Origin of the sequence: Altererythrobacter sp. Root672, from assembly GCF_001427865.1 — a bacterium.
Classification (GTDB): Bacteria; Pseudomonadota; Alphaproteobacteria; order Sphingomonadales; family Sphingomonadaceae; genus Croceibacterium_A.
The window spans coordinates 199,105-213,949 of sequence record NZ_LMHH01000001.1 but is presented as its reverse complement, the minus strand read 5'-3'; the positions used below and the strand labels follow the sequence as shown (position 1 = coordinate 213,949).

12 protein-coding genes are annotated in these 14,845 nt (G+C 62.7%); 5 read left to right on the top strand and 7 right to left on the bottom strand.

The window, feature by feature from the left end:
- The first annotated feature begins 191 nt into the window (after window positions 1–191).
- Together ASD76_RS00970 and ASD76_RS00965 are read left to right on the top strand one after the other, a co-directional pair.
- A complete protein-coding gene (locus ASD76_RS00970; RefSeq protein ID WP_162249624.1) occupies window positions 192–752 on the top strand; it encodes a DUF308 domain-containing protein in 561 nt (186 codons plus the stop codon).
- A 170-nt stretch (window positions 753–922) separates the two neighbouring features.
- Window positions 923–1,504, top strand: a complete 582-nt coding sequence (locus ASD76_RS00965) for a beta/gamma crystallin-related protein (protein ID WP_055917187.1) — start codon at window positions 923–925, stop codon at window positions 1,502–1,504.
- 147 nt (window positions 1,505–1,651) lie between these two features.
- Here ASD76_RS00965 and ASD76_RS00960 read toward each other — a convergent pair whose 3' ends face one another.
- The 7 genes from ASD76_RS00960 to ASD76_RS00930 all read right to left on the bottom strand — a co-directional run bounded on the left by ASD76_RS00960 (window position 1,652) and on the right by ASD76_RS00930 (window position 12,539).
- The gene (locus ASD76_RS00960; protein ID WP_055917184.1) at window positions 1,652–4,948 is read right to left on the bottom strand and encodes a TonB-dependent receptor domain-containing protein; all 3,297 of its coding nucleotides are present in this window, start codon (window positions 4,946–4,948) and stop codon (window positions 1,652–1,654) included.
- A 168-nt stretch (window positions 4,949–5,116) separates the two neighbouring features.
- Window positions 5,117–7,609: a fimbrial biogenesis outer membrane usher protein gene (locus tag ASD76_RS00955; protein ID WP_156457498.1), complete on the bottom strand. Its 2,493-nt coding sequence runs from the start codon at window positions 7,607–7,609 to the stop codon at window positions 5,117–5,119.
- Window positions 7,610–7,613: 4 nt separating this feature from the next.
- Window positions 7,614–8,378 (bottom strand): fimbria/pilus periplasmic chaperone, encoded by a 765-nt coding sequence (locus ASD76_RS00950; RefSeq protein ID WP_055922757.1) that lies wholly within the window; start codon window positions 8,376–8,378, stop codon window positions 7,614–7,616.
- Between the two features lie 513 nt (window positions 8,379–8,891).
- Window positions 8,892–9,452, bottom strand: a complete 561-nt coding sequence (locus tag ASD76_RS00945; protein WP_055917178.1) for a hypothetical protein — start codon at window positions 9,450–9,452, stop codon at window positions 8,892–8,894.
- A gap of 319 nt (window positions 9,453–9,771) precedes the next feature.
- The gene (locus ASD76_RS00940; protein WP_055917175.1) at window positions 9,772–11,079 is read right to left on the bottom strand and encodes a hypothetical protein; all 1,308 of its coding nucleotides are present in this window, start codon (window positions 11,077–11,079) and stop codon (window positions 9,772–9,774) included.
- Between the two features lie 83 nt (window positions 11,080–11,162).
- Window positions 11,163–11,774: a hypothetical protein gene (locus ASD76_RS00935; protein WP_055917172.1), complete on the bottom strand. Its 612-nt coding sequence runs from the start codon at window positions 11,772–11,774 to the stop codon at window positions 11,163–11,165.
- 138 nt (window positions 11,775–11,912) lie between these two features.
- A complete protein-coding gene (locus ASD76_RS00930; protein WP_055917169.1) occupies window positions 11,913–12,539 on the bottom strand; it encodes a response regulator transcription factor in 627 nt (208 codons plus the stop codon).
- Between the two features lie 115 nt (window positions 12,540–12,654).
- Between ASD76_RS00930 and ASD76_RS00925 the strand changes: the two genes are divergently transcribed.
- The 3 genes from ASD76_RS00925 to ASD76_RS00915 are packed head-to-tail and all read left to right on the top strand — an operon-like array spanning window position 12,655 to window position 14,845.
- On the top strand, window positions 12,655–12,906 hold the full coding sequence (locus ASD76_RS00925; protein WP_162249623.1) for an Hpt domain-containing protein: 252 nt from the start codon (window positions 12,655–12,657) through the stop codon (window positions 12,904–12,906).
- Window positions 12,907–12,911: 5 nt separating this feature from the next.
- On the top strand, window positions 12,912–14,480 hold the full coding sequence (locus ASD76_RS00920; protein ID WP_055917163.1) for a PAS domain-containing sensor histidine kinase: 1,569 nt from the start codon (window positions 12,912–12,914) through the stop codon (window positions 14,478–14,480).
- Window positions 14,477–14,845: a response regulator gene (locus ASD76_RS00915; RefSeq protein WP_055917160.1), complete on the top strand. Its 369-nt coding sequence runs from the start codon at window positions 14,477–14,479 to the stop codon at window positions 14,843–14,845. Before ASD76_RS00920 ends, ASD76_RS00915 begins: the two co-directional genes overlap by 4 nt.

Below are 14,845 nucleotides of genomic sequence, written 5' to 3'. Positions count from 1 at the left end.
TACACTTAAGAAGTACGATTTGAGCGCAAACTTAACTGTTGATTAGGTCCCGCTTTAGTTTGACTTCGCAATTTTTTGGGGTGGCCCTGAGTCGGTTCTCACTTGCGAGCCCATCGCGCCGAGTCGCTCATTGCTTGCATGAAGGGCCGATCCACGGCACCATTGCGAACTACAGCAAGAGGATGCGCCGCATGAACTGGAAGGTGCAAACGGTGCTGGCCGGCGTCATGGCCGCACTTGGGCTTTATGTGCTGTTCAACCCTGTGACCGTGACCGGCCTGGTGTTCGGTGTCGTTCCCTGGCTGCTGCTGGGAGCGGGCGCGATCTACCTGCTGGGCGTGATCTTTCGAAAGCGGCGGCGCCCGATCACGATGATCCTGCCGGGGCTCGTAGGCGCGTTCCTGGTATATGCGGGGCTCAGCATGAAGCTGGGCGATCCGCGCACGATCGGGCCGGTCGACGTGTCGTTCATTCTCTCGCTGCTGTTGGTCGGCGGCGGCATCGCCAAGCTGGCCTCCATCGCGGAGGTGCGCAAGTCGCGCTACTTCCCGGCCTTCCTGGGCTCGGGCGTGCTCTCGATCGTGATGGGCTTGGTCGTGCTGTTCAACTGGGCCGCGGTTTCGGATGGGTTCCTGGGCGTGGTGCTGGGGCTGGAACTGATCGCGGACAGCGCGTTCCTTGGCGCCTTTGCCTTCCGCGACAAGGACAACGAGGAGCATAAGGAAGCGCTCGGGCTAAGCCCCGGCGGCTGAGGCATGGCGCGCTGGCTGCGAGCGCGCCGGTCCTCTCACTTACGCCAAAGACCGGGGAAACCCCGATAGACAGCGTCGCCTTTCGGGTGCCCTATTTCCGCGTGGAATAACTCGGGAAAGCCGAGTGTTTGTGCGGACTTCGCCGCACCGGATACGGGAAGGAGCGGGCTATGCGCGTCGTTGTTGGAACCCTGCTGGCGATGTTGGTCTTGCTACCGGCCGCGAGCGCCCAGGAGCAGGCGGAACCGCTGCAGACGCCGGAAGCCATGCGAAACCCATCGCAGGGCGGGCTCGAAGCCATCCTGCACCGTGACACCTTCTTCGGCGGCCAGTTCCATTCGGTGCGCCAGGCCACGCCAGACCTGCGGCTGAACTGGGATCCCCGCTCGATCCGCATACGCAGCGGTGAATGGCAGATTTGCACGGGCCGGAACTACACCGGAACCTGCCGGACGATCGACCGCGACCTGCCGACCCTGCCCAACAATTTCCGGACGATCCAGTCTATCCGGCCAACCGGCGGCTTCGGCACTGGCGTCGGCAACTCGCTGCGCGGCGCGACGGCGGAGTTCTTCCCTGCCCCCTTGCGCAATGGCCAGCGGATTCCGTGCCAGAACGCGAGCTGCGCCCGAACGCAAGCCAACCAGTTCTGCCGTTCGGTCGGATGGATCGTGGCTCGCAGTCAGGCGCTCGATAACGTCGGCGGGCAGTCTGTGGTTGCGGACGTGCTCTGTGCGCGGAATGTGTTTTAGGCGCAATGACGCTGTGCGTACGGCACAGAAAATATCGAACGCTGCACCAGACTTCCATCTGCCGGACGTAACGGCCAACGTGGCTATTCCCATAATATTAGAAATTTAGGGGCGAGATATACCACTCGCCCCCAATTTCATTGCATCTTAGAAGCCTGCTTTGAACCCTGTATAGAAATTGCGGCCACGAATATTGTATATCGCACTACCCGCGCCCGTTGCAGTCGAACCAAGCGGTGGTCGGGTGTTTAGGACGTTATCGACGCCAACGAAGAAGTCGAGTTCCCGACCGTTCGACTCGCTTGCCACCTGCCAGTTAAAGCGGATGTCATGATAGAAGACCGCCGGATACTTGCGAGTATCCGCATAGTCGATGTCCTGCGGAGCACGGTCCTGCAGCGCATTAAAATCCTCGTAGGCGTTAACCCACATGGGACCGATGTAGCTCATTTGATAGCCCAACGTGAACGGCCCCTTATTGAGCGCAACGTCCCATCGGAATTCATCCTGTGGATCACCCAATTCGCCGAGGAGACGATTCTCGAATTCAGGCCTTGCAGGGTCCTGATAGTTACTGCTCTTCAACTGATGCGTATAAACAAGGCGCGTATCCAGAGACACATCCGTGCCTAGCGCAGTCTTATATCTCACATCAAAGTCGATACCGCGCCTTTGCCGTTTCGCGAAATTGAGCGGGCTCTGAATGAGGCTATTGTCGATAATCTCACCCGGCGCCTCCCCATTTGGCCCGACACCGGCGCCATTGCGTTTGAACAGCGGGCAAAACGGATTATTCAAATCCGGCTGATCATAACAGCTATTCGCAATCGTTTGCGCCGCCAGAGAAACAATTACTCCATTCACTGTAATATCGTAGTAGTCCACCGAAAGCGATAAACCGGGAGCGAAACGCGGTTGTACCGCGGCGCCGATCGTCCACGAGTCAGACGTTTCTTCGTGAAGGTCAGGATTGCTTCCACTTACAACCGCCAACGAATAGCTTCCCGCGATCGATTGAAAGTTCGGATCGGCCAGGATCGAGCCGAGCGCCGCCTCGCAATTCGCCCCTCGGAACTGGGTTCCTCGACCAATATTGGTTGGAAGACAGGGGTCCTGAAAACCAGTGGCGAAATTCTCGACAAGCGGATCTGAGATTTCGGTCAAGTTCGGAGCACGGACCGCACGACCGAAATTGGCACGGAAGCGAATATCTCTGACAGGAGCCCATTCGAGGCCGGCATTGTATGCCCACACGGTACCGACACCGCCCTTGTAGTCGGAAACACGGCCGGCTCCATTGATAGTCAATTCTTCGACGAAAGGCAGATCGGAGAGGATTGGCACCCGCAGTTCGGCAAAAGCTTCCTTCACCTCAAACGGAGACGGCTCGAATGTCGGGATCGCAACGTTGTTGGTGAAGCCTGCCTGTGTGAAAGCGTCCTGTTCCTGAAAAACCCTTTCTCGACGATACTCTGCGCCCAGCGCAAAACTCACGGGACCTCCGGGCAACATAAGGAATTCGCTCGAATCCCCGGATACGAACCCGTTGAAAACGAGTTGATCCATCCAAGAGTTCACCGACCCAGTGTAGACGAAGTAGTTTGCGGAGGCGCTGTTATCAGCTCCTCCAAATGGATTGTAGGGAACACACGCCGCGACATCGGCCGCCAAACGCTCTTGGTTCGCCCTCGCCGAATCTGCACTGAGACCCTGGGTGAAAGCAACGGCCGACGCAGGATCAAACTTGGCGCGACATTCAATTGCTCCGGTAACAGGATTCAGCCCCGCATCCATCGCGAGCACGAAGCGCTGCCGGTCCACGAAGCCGTAATTTGTCGTTGCCTCCTTCATCTTGCCGTAGTTTCCGGAGATTTCGTAGGACCAATCATCGTTGAAGGTTCCGCGAAGTCCACCGACAATCCGGTACGTGTCGCGCTGAAAATCCTGATCTCGAATTCCGGAATCGGCCAAATTCCGCGCAACAACAAAGCGATAGCTGCCATCGGCAATCGCAGCGCGATCAGTGGCCGAAAGCGCGACTCGCGTGTTCAGGCTCGAGTTGAAACCCGACGCTAAGATCGCATTAGCCAAGGTCGAGCGAGCCTCGAGATTGAGGAACGGGTTGTCCAACCGGACCCGCTCTCGACTATCGAATTGGCTCATGGTGCCCTGAATGAAAGTTGGCCCAGAGTTCGAACCTATCGCATCGATCCGGACAAACTTGGCTTCCAGAAAGGCCTCGGCGGCCTCACTAAATTCATACCGCGCGAGCAAATTCGCGTTGTAGCGTTGCATTTCGGGAAGCACCGAAAGGAGATGTCCCTCACGACCAGTCTGACCGTTGCCTCCGGTCACGCCGCCAAACGCCCCCGCGCCAAAACGAGCGCCCGTCTGAGGCACAAGTTGTCCCTCAGGCGTAAAAATGTAGGTGCAATTGTAAGGCACACCGGGCGTAATGCCGTTACTGATACCGGTGCCGCACAACGCGTTTGCGCCTTCGGGTTGGACGATCGGAACCAAGCCGAAGCGATTGATAGTGGCACTGCGAACGTCACGAATAAAGACGCGGTCGGGAATTCCGTCACCCCCGTTTACGGTGTTGGGTGAGCACCCCGTCGGCCTCGCAGGATTGAAACTGGTGCATGCCGGCGCGTCCGCATCGGTTACAAACAAGCCATCTTGCTGGCGGAGGAACGAAATATCCGACGCGAAGATGCGCTCCTGATTGGCGAACTCGCCATGAAGGGTGATGTTGCCACGGCCGCCAGCGAAGTTCTTGCCATACATCGCGGAGATGTACTGGTTTTCTCCATAGCCACCCTGAGAAATACCGGCATTACCCCGCACCTGAAAGCCTTCAAAATCCTTCTTCAGGATGAAGTTCACGACGCCGGCGATAGCGTCGGAGCCGTAAATGGCCGAATTGGCTCCCGTCACGATATCGACGCGCTCAATCAGATCGTTTGGAATCGTGTTGACGTCCGGCGACACAGCATTGCTGCTGACGTCACCGCCAATGTGGCGGCGGCCATTCACAAGCACGAGGGTGCGCTCGGTACCAAGACCCCGCAGATCAAGCAGGTTAAGGCCGGCAACGCCGATCCCCAACCCAGGGTTTTGCTGGGCAACGGTCGAACGTAATTGCGGAAGTTGGTTCAGAGTTTCGCCAATATTGGTTTGGCCTTGTTGAAAAAGCTCCTCCCCGGTTATCGATGTAACGGGCACCGGCGCGTCAATATTCGGGCGCGCAATACGCGAACCGGTCACAAGGATAACCTCACTAACCTCACTCTCGCCTTCGCCCTGGCTCAGATCAATTTCCTGCCCGAACGCCGGTTGCGACACCAGCGCGGCCAGGCCCAGAACCGCCGTGCTCGCGAGAAAAGAATGCAATGACCTCATGGTACTCAGTCCCTGTTTTCGGCGGCGCAGTCCGTCCGCCATCACAGGTCCAAAAGGCCGTTAGTATCCTACGAAACAATACGTAGAGTCCGCAGAGCTGGGACGCGTCGACGGGTCTATCGAGGGGATTCATAGACAGCAAGTGACTGGTTCAATTGACGTTTCACCAAGACCTGTGGCCAAGATGCAACCTATCCTGCGGTTGCGGCGCTAGCTCCCTGGCCGCACCTCGCCCAACTGGATGATGTCCTGATCGGCGGGAATCTCGATCTCGTAAACCGCGCCCTCTGCTCCGACCAACTCGATGCGCCAGCGGCCGGGCGCGAGGCCGATGAGGCCGAAGCGGCCGTCGCGGTTAGTGAACAGGGCGAGGGGCTCGCGGTCGGGGTGGGCGAGCTCGTGGGCGGTGCCGGAGACGAGCGAGACCGGCTGGCCCGCCGCATCGAGCAGGCGGCCCGTGGCGCTGACGTTGTAGTCGGAGCCGACCGTCAGCAGGTAGCCGGCGCGGTAGGGTGGGAACAGGCGGAAGGCGCCCTGCCCGAGGTCGAGGTTGATCGCGGCCTCGGGCGCCGAGATGATCAGCGAGCGGTCGCTGTAGCTGCTGAGCGAGGGTTGCAGCGCGGTGCCGAGGGCTCCGGTGCTGGCGGAGGCGGAGTCGCCGGTGGGGTCGACGAGGATCTCGTTGTCGCGGATCGCGCGGTGGGCTTTGACGAGGGCGAAGGCGTCGTAGATCGGGCGGCCCACGGTGGCCGCGCCGTCGGCCATCGCCAGCGAGGTGCCGAAGCGCAGCGAGCTGCGCTGGCCGGTCGAGGCGCCGAGGTCGCGTTCGAAGATGCCGAAGTGGCTGAAGCCCAGTTCCGCGCGGTTGCCGTAGTAGTTGGCGTTGACGCTGGCTCCAGTGCCGATGTCGCTGTGTTCGACGTCGGCGTTGAGGGTGTAGGAGCCCAGGCCCGTGCCGCCGAAGGTCTGATAGGAAACCCGCGCGCGGTCGTAGCGGCTGTCGTAGTCGCCGCGCAGGCTCGAGCGGCGGCCCAGGCGATAGGTCAGCGAGAGCAAGGTGCCGAGGTTGGTGCCGCGGATGTCCTTCTCGTAAGTCACGTCGCCGGTGAAGCTGAGGTTGGGGGCGATGTTCCAGCTGACCATGCCGCGCAGGCTCTGCACGTCGACCTCGTCGCCGCGGCCGCGGGAGTAGCGGGCGTCGATGCCGGCGTAGAGATCGTAAGTAAGCGAGCGGCCATAGCTTGCGCCGACGATCAGCGAGTAGGGATTTTCGGGCAGGCGGTTGCCGATCGGGGCGAAGTCCTTGCTGCGCGCCTCGACCGAGAGCGTCAGGGTGTCGGCCGAGATGCCGCCGCTCGCGAAAGTGCGCTGGAAGTTGAGCAGGCCGGCCCAGCCGCCGCCGACGTCCTCGACGTGCGAGGCCGAGGCGAGGCCGGCGAGCGAGCCGATCGGCGTCGCCAGCACGATCTCGCCGCCGCCCATCCAGCCGTGGGTGTCGGCCTGGAGGTTGGCGCCGAGCGTCAGGCGATCGCTGATCCCTCGGCGGTAGAAGCCGCTGAACGCGGGGGTGTCGCTGTAGACTGGGCCATGGAAGCCGAGCGGTGCGAGGGCGCCGGCGTAGAAGGCGAATTCGCTGAGACCTTCGGCCAGCTGGGCCTGGTCGAGGAAGATGTTGAAGTTGGCCCGCTCGGTGCGGCCGGTGTCGTCGGTGATGGTTAGCTCGACGTCGTTGGCGCCCTGGGCGAAGGGGAAGTCCTGCAGGTCGAAGACGCCGGGATCGAGTTCGATGCGGCGGACCAGCTGGCCGTTGATCCGCACCTCGACCATAGAGCGGCGGTCGAGCTGGAAGCTGCGGCTACCGCGGGGGCGGATGACGGTCTGCGGGTCGAGGATCGAGTAGCGGCGGCTGACTCCGAGCCCGGCGATCTCGGGCGCGGACTGGAAGCCGTAGGCGACGGTCTGTTGGTCGCCGGCGGACCAGCGGACCAGGCGGTCGCGGTCGTCGTAGACCAGGCGGGTGCCGCGGCGTTGGTAGTCGGCGCCGGGTGCGTCGGGCTGGAGGTTGAGCTCGCCTTCGAGCACGACGCCTTTCCAGCGCGCCGCTCCGTCGATGAACATGACCGGGGCGGAGAGGCCCTCGTCCGCGTCGTCCTGTCCCTGCTGGACCCAGTCGAGCGAGCCGCGGACGTTGAGGTAGGCGCTGAAATTGGCCGGTTCCATGTAGTTCACCGTCCGGCCAAGGGCGCTGCCGAGGGCGATCACGCTGGCGGCGCGGCTCGAGGCGGCGATGTCCATTTCCACCTGCAGGGTCTGCGGGTTGTAGCGGATGGTGATCCCCGCCCCGGTCAGGTCGGTGTTGGTCAGGCGGCCGTTGGCGGCGAGCCGGCTGTGCAGCACGTCGCTCGCCTGGCTGTTCAGGCGCGGGTCGAGCAAGGCGAGAAGGCGCGCGGCGGAAAAGCTGGCGCTGCCGTCGGCGCCGAGGGTGAGAGTGGCGTCGCCGAGGTAGGCCTCGCCATCCATGATCGGCGCGGTGAGCACCACGGCTCGTCCGGCGGGATTGACCAGGTTGGCCGGGAGTTCGGGCGCGATCAGGATCACGCTTTCGCCGGAAGCTGGAGCGCTATCCTGCGCTCGCGCGGCGTCGCCGGCAAAGGTGCCGGCTAGGACAAGTAGCCCGCCCGTCCAGAACCGAAGCCCCCGCACGGCGTCAGGAGTCTGGGGTGTACCGGACCGTGACTGTCCCGTCGGCAGAGGGAAGAGGCTCGGGCAGCACGACGCGCCGGCTCTGCATTCCGCCGATCAGCCCGTAGCCGAGCGACTGCTGGATCTGGGGGCCGCTCAGTTCCTTGCGGAACAGTTCCTGCCCGCCCGAGCTGCGCTGCACGATTTCGAGGCGGCCGCGGGAGAGGTAGCCATGCGCGGCGGAGGAATTGCTCGCGACGATCACGGGCACAGGCTGCCCTTCGGCGTTGCGGCCGATCTCGGCGGAGGAGATGGTGATGGAAGGCTTGGCATCGCCGGGGGCGACGCTGACCAGGACCTGGAAGTTGTAGAGCAGCTGGATATTGGCGCCGCCTTCGTCGGTCTGCACGGGCAGTTGCGAGACGGTGACGTAGAAGTGCTTGCTCTTTGCCAGCACGGGATCGCCGACGTACTGCACGCGGAAGTTCTGCCGTTCGCCCGGCTGAATCACCGCTTGCGGCGGGAATACCGCCAGCTCCTGCGTGTCCTGCCCGGTGGCGTGGACGCCGTCTTCGGTGAGTTCGAGCGATTGCATGGTCAGTTCGACGGCCAACGGCCTGTCGAACGTGTTCTCGACGATGATGACTTCGCTCATGCCGCGACCAGCTGTCGCAAGGTCGATCACCACGGGTTGGACGGTCATCGCCTCAGCCGTGATGGGAGCAAGGAAGCTCGCCGTGGCGGCAAGCCCGAGCGCCAGGGAACGCATTTTACCAGTGAGTGCGCGCATGGCTTCCCTCCAGTTCACCGCCGGCCCACGGCTTAGGGTCAGGCCCCATAACCAGCGCCTTCGAGGCGGCAGAATGGCGAACATATCGGACGGAAGCGGTCGCCGGGAAGGCTTGTTGCCTTTCCAAGGCCGTTTCCGTTCGAGATGGAAGCCATTCTGCCGTCCCTTCGGGATTTGATCAAAATGGCCCATTGCTGCGTCAGGAAGACTTGAAATATCGACATATTCCGGCGCCTTCCTTCCTGGCACTGAGCCATTTTGCTTCAAACCTCGAAGGCGCTGGTTATGGGGCCTGACCCTAAGAATGCCGTAGTCTGCGGCTTGTGCCCTTACTTTGGCAACTTAACGGAGAAGCCGCGCGTTTTATCCGCGTTCCCGGAACGGGCAGACGCTTCGTATTCCTCTGCGAGGTACAGAAGGTCCGCTCGTTCCGGGAGGTCTGCCCCCGCAGCACGCTCGCGGAGTTCCGCGGCGAGCTGCAAGAGCATGTGCGGGGTCATCGGTCGGCAATCCTTACGGGGCGGCCGTGATGATGATGTCGACGCTACCGGTATAGCTGCCGGCTTCGAGGATCGCGGTCGAGTTCGAGGTGATACCGTCGAGGATCGTCAGCGTGACGTTGTTCGCTTCGGCAGCCAGGCGGTCGCCGATGCGGCCGGTGGTGGCGCCGCTGTTGAGCGACAGGTCGGTGATCGACGTGGTCGTGCCCTTGGCGCCCTTGGCAGCCAGCTTGGCCGAATAGTCGACAGTGTTGGTGTAGCCGTTCGGCGAGTTGGTCGCGGCGGTGTTCACCAGCGAACGCGCTTCAACCGAAAGGTTCGGGTTGGTGCCGTTGCAGCGCACGGTGAAGTTGCGGCTCAGGCCGTTGGTGGCACCAGAAAGGGCCTTGTCGACGGTGCCGTCAGCCTTGGCGAGTTCGCCCAGGTTGATCGTGCCGCTGATCGGATCGGTCGCGCTGCACTTGGCGGCAACGGTGCCGTTGACGACCACGGTGCCGCTGGCCGACTGGGCCATGGCCGGGGTGCCGACGATCGCGGCAGCAGCAAAAATAAGGGTAGCAACAGACTTCTTCATTACGGATCTCCAATGACCCCCTGCGGGTCTGCTCTTGGTGATCCGGTATTACGCGGAGGGCCGGGGACCCACTATCTAGCCGCCAGCGAATTCAGCGCTAACCGGCGGCGGCAAACGCTATATCCGCCGATATAGGCTGCTGTCGCCACGGCGCCGAACCTGTGCGGGCAATCGCCTGACTGCCGACAAAAACACTTCGTCATTGCGAGCGTAGCGAAGCAATCCAGGGCGAACGTGCGAACCGCCCTGGATTGCCGCGGGCCTTCGGCCCTCGCAATGACGATTCAATCAAGGAATGGCGGCTGTCTGGCGAGGTCGTTCACAACCCAGCGCAAGACTGCGCGCCGGACGCCATGATGATCGGCGTGAAGGTGATGGTGACCGTGTCGGCATAGTTGGAGGACGGCGTCTTCCCCGCCCCGCCTTCGGTCAGCTTTGCGCGGATAGGCAGCACGCCTGACGTGCCGGCCACGCCTGCCCGGGTGCAAGTCTTGGTGCCGAAGGTGGCGTTGGAGGCGGTGTCCACCCCCAGGAAACGCACGCTATACCGGATCGTGTCGGAGGAACTGGTCAGGTTGCCGCCGGGAAAGGTCAGGCGAAAATCGTTGTCCGACCGAAGGCGAACCTCGAACGGTCCCGAACTGCGCACGCGCAGCGAGTTCGTGGCCGAGGTCGTAAAGGCCGTGGGGTTCGCGAGGACCTGGGCAGTGGTGACGTCCCCGATCTCCCCGAAGTCCAGGGTCGAGCCCGCGTAGTAGGCCTGCAGCGCGCTCACCGTGTTGACGTTGATGCGAACGGCCCGGCTTTCGCGCGTGGGGGAAGACACGCTCTGCATCCCTCCGGCGCCCGAGCAGATGTAGAGGATGTCGAAGTAGATCGGCTCGCCCGCCGAAAGGTCGGTCCCCGCCGGGACCGTGACGCGCAAGTTGAGCGCCGTCGACAGGTCGGTGGCCGAGCTGCCGCCGAAGGTATAGCGAATCTCGCCCGCAGCCCCTGCCCCGCCGTCCTTTGAATTGAGCGCGCGCGGCCGGCCTGCCGTGCTGCCTTCCTGGTAGAGGACGTTTTGCCCCTGGTAAGTCACCTGCAGCGAAGGTGTGCCCGCCGGTGCGACCAGCACCAGGCTCACTTCGGAGGTCCGGCCGCCCTGCGTGGTGCGGTTGCGCTGGAGGATCAGCGGGATCGTGGCCTGCGAGAGGCCGCCCGGTGAGAACGGATCGTAAGTGATGGTGGTCGGCGCGGTCGCATAGCCCGTGACACCGCAGACCGGCGAATACTGGACCTGGGCCGAGGCCGCGTTCGGCAGGGCGATAACGGCAAGCACCGCTGCACCGGCAGCGGCCAGGCGCCAGGTCAGGACTTGGGCGATACCGTGACCCGGACTCGCGGCTGAGCGCCATCCCGGCGATTGGCCGATTCGTCCGGCTGCTCGACCCGAACCGAGCTCGAACTGTTGGAGCACCTTACGGGATTGCGCTCCGTCGATGGTGATGCCTCGGGCGGGACCGCGGCGGAAACCGCCCAGCAACGAGGCGAAACGAACCCGGAGACCGTGACTCGCTGGCTCGCCTGAGCCGTCGCCTGAGCCGCGGGTATCGCGAAAGATACCACCAGGGCGGAGGCGCAACATGCTTCGCCGTAAAGCACAAGCCAAGGGAGTCCGTTTCTCATGCCACATGGTCTACGGCTCCGCTGGTAAACAGGTTCCCACCATCAGGGTGCGATACTAATCGTAATTGTGAGCGTATCGGAATAACTTCCGGCGAGCAGCGGCTTGCTGTCCGTGTAAGGCTGAGCCGACACCCGCAGATAAGAACCGTTCGCCTTGGTCGACGCCGCGCCGAGCTTTAGGCCATTGCTCGTGCTGGCGCTGCCGGAGAAAGTGCAGCCTGCTCCGGACTTGAGGAGGGCGGCGGCGCAAGTCGCGCTGGCGTTGGTCCCGTTGTCGGCGATCATCTTGAGCTCGACATTGTAGGGCGCGCTGGAGGCATAGCCGGTCACCGTCTCGCCCTGGGCCAGCCCGCCGTTGAGCGAGCTTACCGCAATGCGCGAGGCGCTGGTGCAGTTGAGGCGGATCGCGAAGTCCTTGCTGAAGCCGGTGCGATCGAATTCGGTCTGGCTGACCGTTCCCGAGGGAGCGCCGTCGGTCGCAAAGCCGCAGCGGTCACTGACGGAGGCGTGCACGTCGATGCCCACTTCGATGCGGTTCACCGAGCCCTGGCCCGCGGCATAGGCCGTGGTGCTCCCATGCGCGGCAGCCGGTGCGGAGATCGCACCTGCCAGCAACGCCAGAACGGGAACAACAAGAACCTTGAAGGATGCCATGTACCGTGTGCCTGCGACGGGCACAGGCCCGCCAATTAACGGTGGCTTCTGGCGATTTGCGGGGCTTGCGAATATTCATCGACAGGCGAGAAACGCCTTATCCCTTGGCGGGGCGGGCTATATCCTTCGCCATAGCGATCATTCTTCACGGGCGGCGGCGAGAAGGATCAGTTCGGTCCGGCTCTGCAACCGAAGTTTCTCGAATATCTTGTGAAGATGGACCTTTACCGTGCCCTCGGTGAGGCCGAGTTCGTCGGCGATTTCCTTGTTTCGCAGCCCGCGCTGCACCAGCGACGCGATCCCGCGCTCACGCGGGGAGAGCGGCCCCAGCGGATCGCGCTCGGCTTCGGGCGAAGATACGAAGTCCATCGCCCGCTGCATCACTTCCTGGTCGAACCACCGCCGCCCGCTGGCCACGGCATCGAGACAAGCCAGCAGGTCGCGGGGCGCAGTGGCCTTGATCACCAGCCCGTTGACGCCCAACGTCATCGCCTCTTTCGCGTCCTGGTCCCTGATGCCGCCGGTAAGGAGGATAATTGGCCGGGTGTCCCCCCGCCCCCGCAGCGTCCGCAAGACATCGAGCCCGCTGCGCTCGGGCATTCTGATGTCGAGGACGAGAATATCCGGGCGCGCGCCGGCGAGGTTTTCCAGCACTTCGGATCCCGATCTTACGCTGGCGACGACCTCGAACCTGGACCCGGCGAGCAACACTTCGATGCCCGCGGCAGTCAGGGGATCATCATCCGCAACCAGAACTTTCGTCATACCGCGGACCCGATCCCTCCTTTCGCGGTTGTCCCCCTAGGTACCCACGATCAAGCGACATGTTCCCGGTGCGATTTCCAGGTGCGAGCACTCGATGAAGCCATTTGATGAGAGGATGGACGCGCTTCGGACCCGCTTCATCACTCGCGCCCGCACGGAGATCGCCGCGCTCCGCGAGGCCCATCGCCAACATGACGAGCCGGCCATGCGAAAGATCGCCCATAGCCTCGCCGGGAACGCGGGCCTGTTCGGTTGGCCAGACCTCAGCGCTCGCGCTCGCGAACTCGAAGACGCCTTGGTCCAACCGGCTTCTCAGGACGAGGTTGAGTCCAGGCTTGAGGCCGTGATGGCCGAGATGCCTCGCTGATCACGATGCCGATGACCCCACTCAAGACGCTCGATCGCAACGAGTTCGGCGGTCACGACTGGGAAAACACACCGGTCGGACCTTGCGCTGTCTGGCCCAAGCAGTTGCACTACATGTGCAACCTGATCCTGGGGTCGGAGCAGCCGATGTTCATGCTGTGGGGTCCCGAGCGCGCTTTCATCTACAACGCGCCGTACCAGGCCATCTGGCAGATACCGTCGCTCAATACGCTCGGTCGGCCGATCGATGAAGTCGCCGGCAAGATCTGGGAGGAGCTGCGCGGCGACGTCGAGCGAGTTTTCGAAGGTCACTCGTTCATCCTGACCAACTTTCCCATTCGTGGGGCGGACGGCGAAAAGACCCGCCACTTCGATTTCAGCTACACTCCGATCCCGGACATCGACGAGTCTTCGGACACCATCGTCGGCGTCCTTTGCATCTCCAACGACGTTACCGAATTCCTGAGTTCGGTCGAGGAGACGAAAGAGGATAGAGAAGTGCTTGCCCTGACGATGGATAACGTCACCGAGGGGGTCGCGTTGGTCGAGCACGACTTCACGCTGGTGTTGTGGAACCAGCAGTTTGGCGTTCACTTCGGCTACCTGCCCGAGGACATCGTCTCCGGCATGAACGCGCGCGACCTGATGCTCATCACCGCTCGCAGAGGCGACCTCGGGGAAGGCGATCCGGAAGCGATCGTCGACATGCTGATCCAGACCATCCAACATACAGAGAGCGGTCGCCTGGAAGTTATGCGGCAGGACGGCACGGTCCTGAGCCTGTACCGCCGCGCCGTCAGCGGGGGACGGTATCTTCTCGTGTCGCAGGACATCACCGAAGCGCGAACGGTGGCTCGCCTCAAGGATGAGCTGGTGACGACCGTGAGCCACGAGTTGCGGACCCCACTCACCGCGATCTCCGGTGCGCTCGGCATCGTCAGCGCGGGTGCGGCGGGTGAACTTTCAGCGAAGGCCGAACGGCTGATCGCTATTGCCCAGCGCAATAGCGAGCGGCTCATCGCGCTCGTCAACGATCTGCTCGACGTCGACAAGTTGCGCTCTGGACGGATGGAGTTCCAGCTCGAGAAGTTCGACTTTGCCGAGCTGGTGGGATTGAGCGTCGAACAGAACGCGCCATTCGCAGAGCGCGGCGGGATCGAGCTGAAGGCCGATCTGACCGGGCAACCCGTCATCATCCTGGCGGACCGGCATCGGCTGCTCCAGGTCCTCGCAAACCTGATCTCGAATGCCGTCAAATTCTCGCCGGCGGGCGAAACGGTTACGGTAAAACTCCGAACCAACAAACAGTGCGCCCGGTTGAGCGTGATCGACCAGGGTGCGGGTGTGCCGGCCTCATTCCGCGATCGCCTGTTCAATCGGTTTGCCCAGTACGATTCCTCTACAACCAGAGTGCAGCAAGGCACCGGGCTTGGCCTCTCGATCTGCAAGAGCATCGTGGAGCAGCTGGGCGGCGATATCTGTCTGGACACGCGGGTGACCGTCGGAGCGACGTTTCACGTCGAGCTGCCGCTCGCAGAAGCCGGGTCAGACGTAACTTTGAAAGGTCACGAATGAGTTGGCGGATACTCTACGTCGACGATGAGCCCGACCTGCGCGAAGTCGCGCAAATCAGCCTGGAGCTCGATCCGGAGCTTGAGGTGCGGTGCAGCCCGTCGGGTGCAGACGCGATCGCGGCCTTGCCCGAATGGCAACCGCATCTCGTGCTGCTCGACGTGATGATGCCGGAGATGGACGGTCCGGCGACACTCGAAAAAATCCGTGAGTCGCCCGGAGGCGGCCCGCCGGTCGTTTTCATTACCGCCCGCGCAGACGATAACGACGCGGTGCGCCTGATGGCGCTCGGCGCGGCGGGCGTCATCGCCAAGCCGTTCGATCCGCTTCAACTGGCCACGCTGGTTCGCCGCTACGTGGAAGGTTGA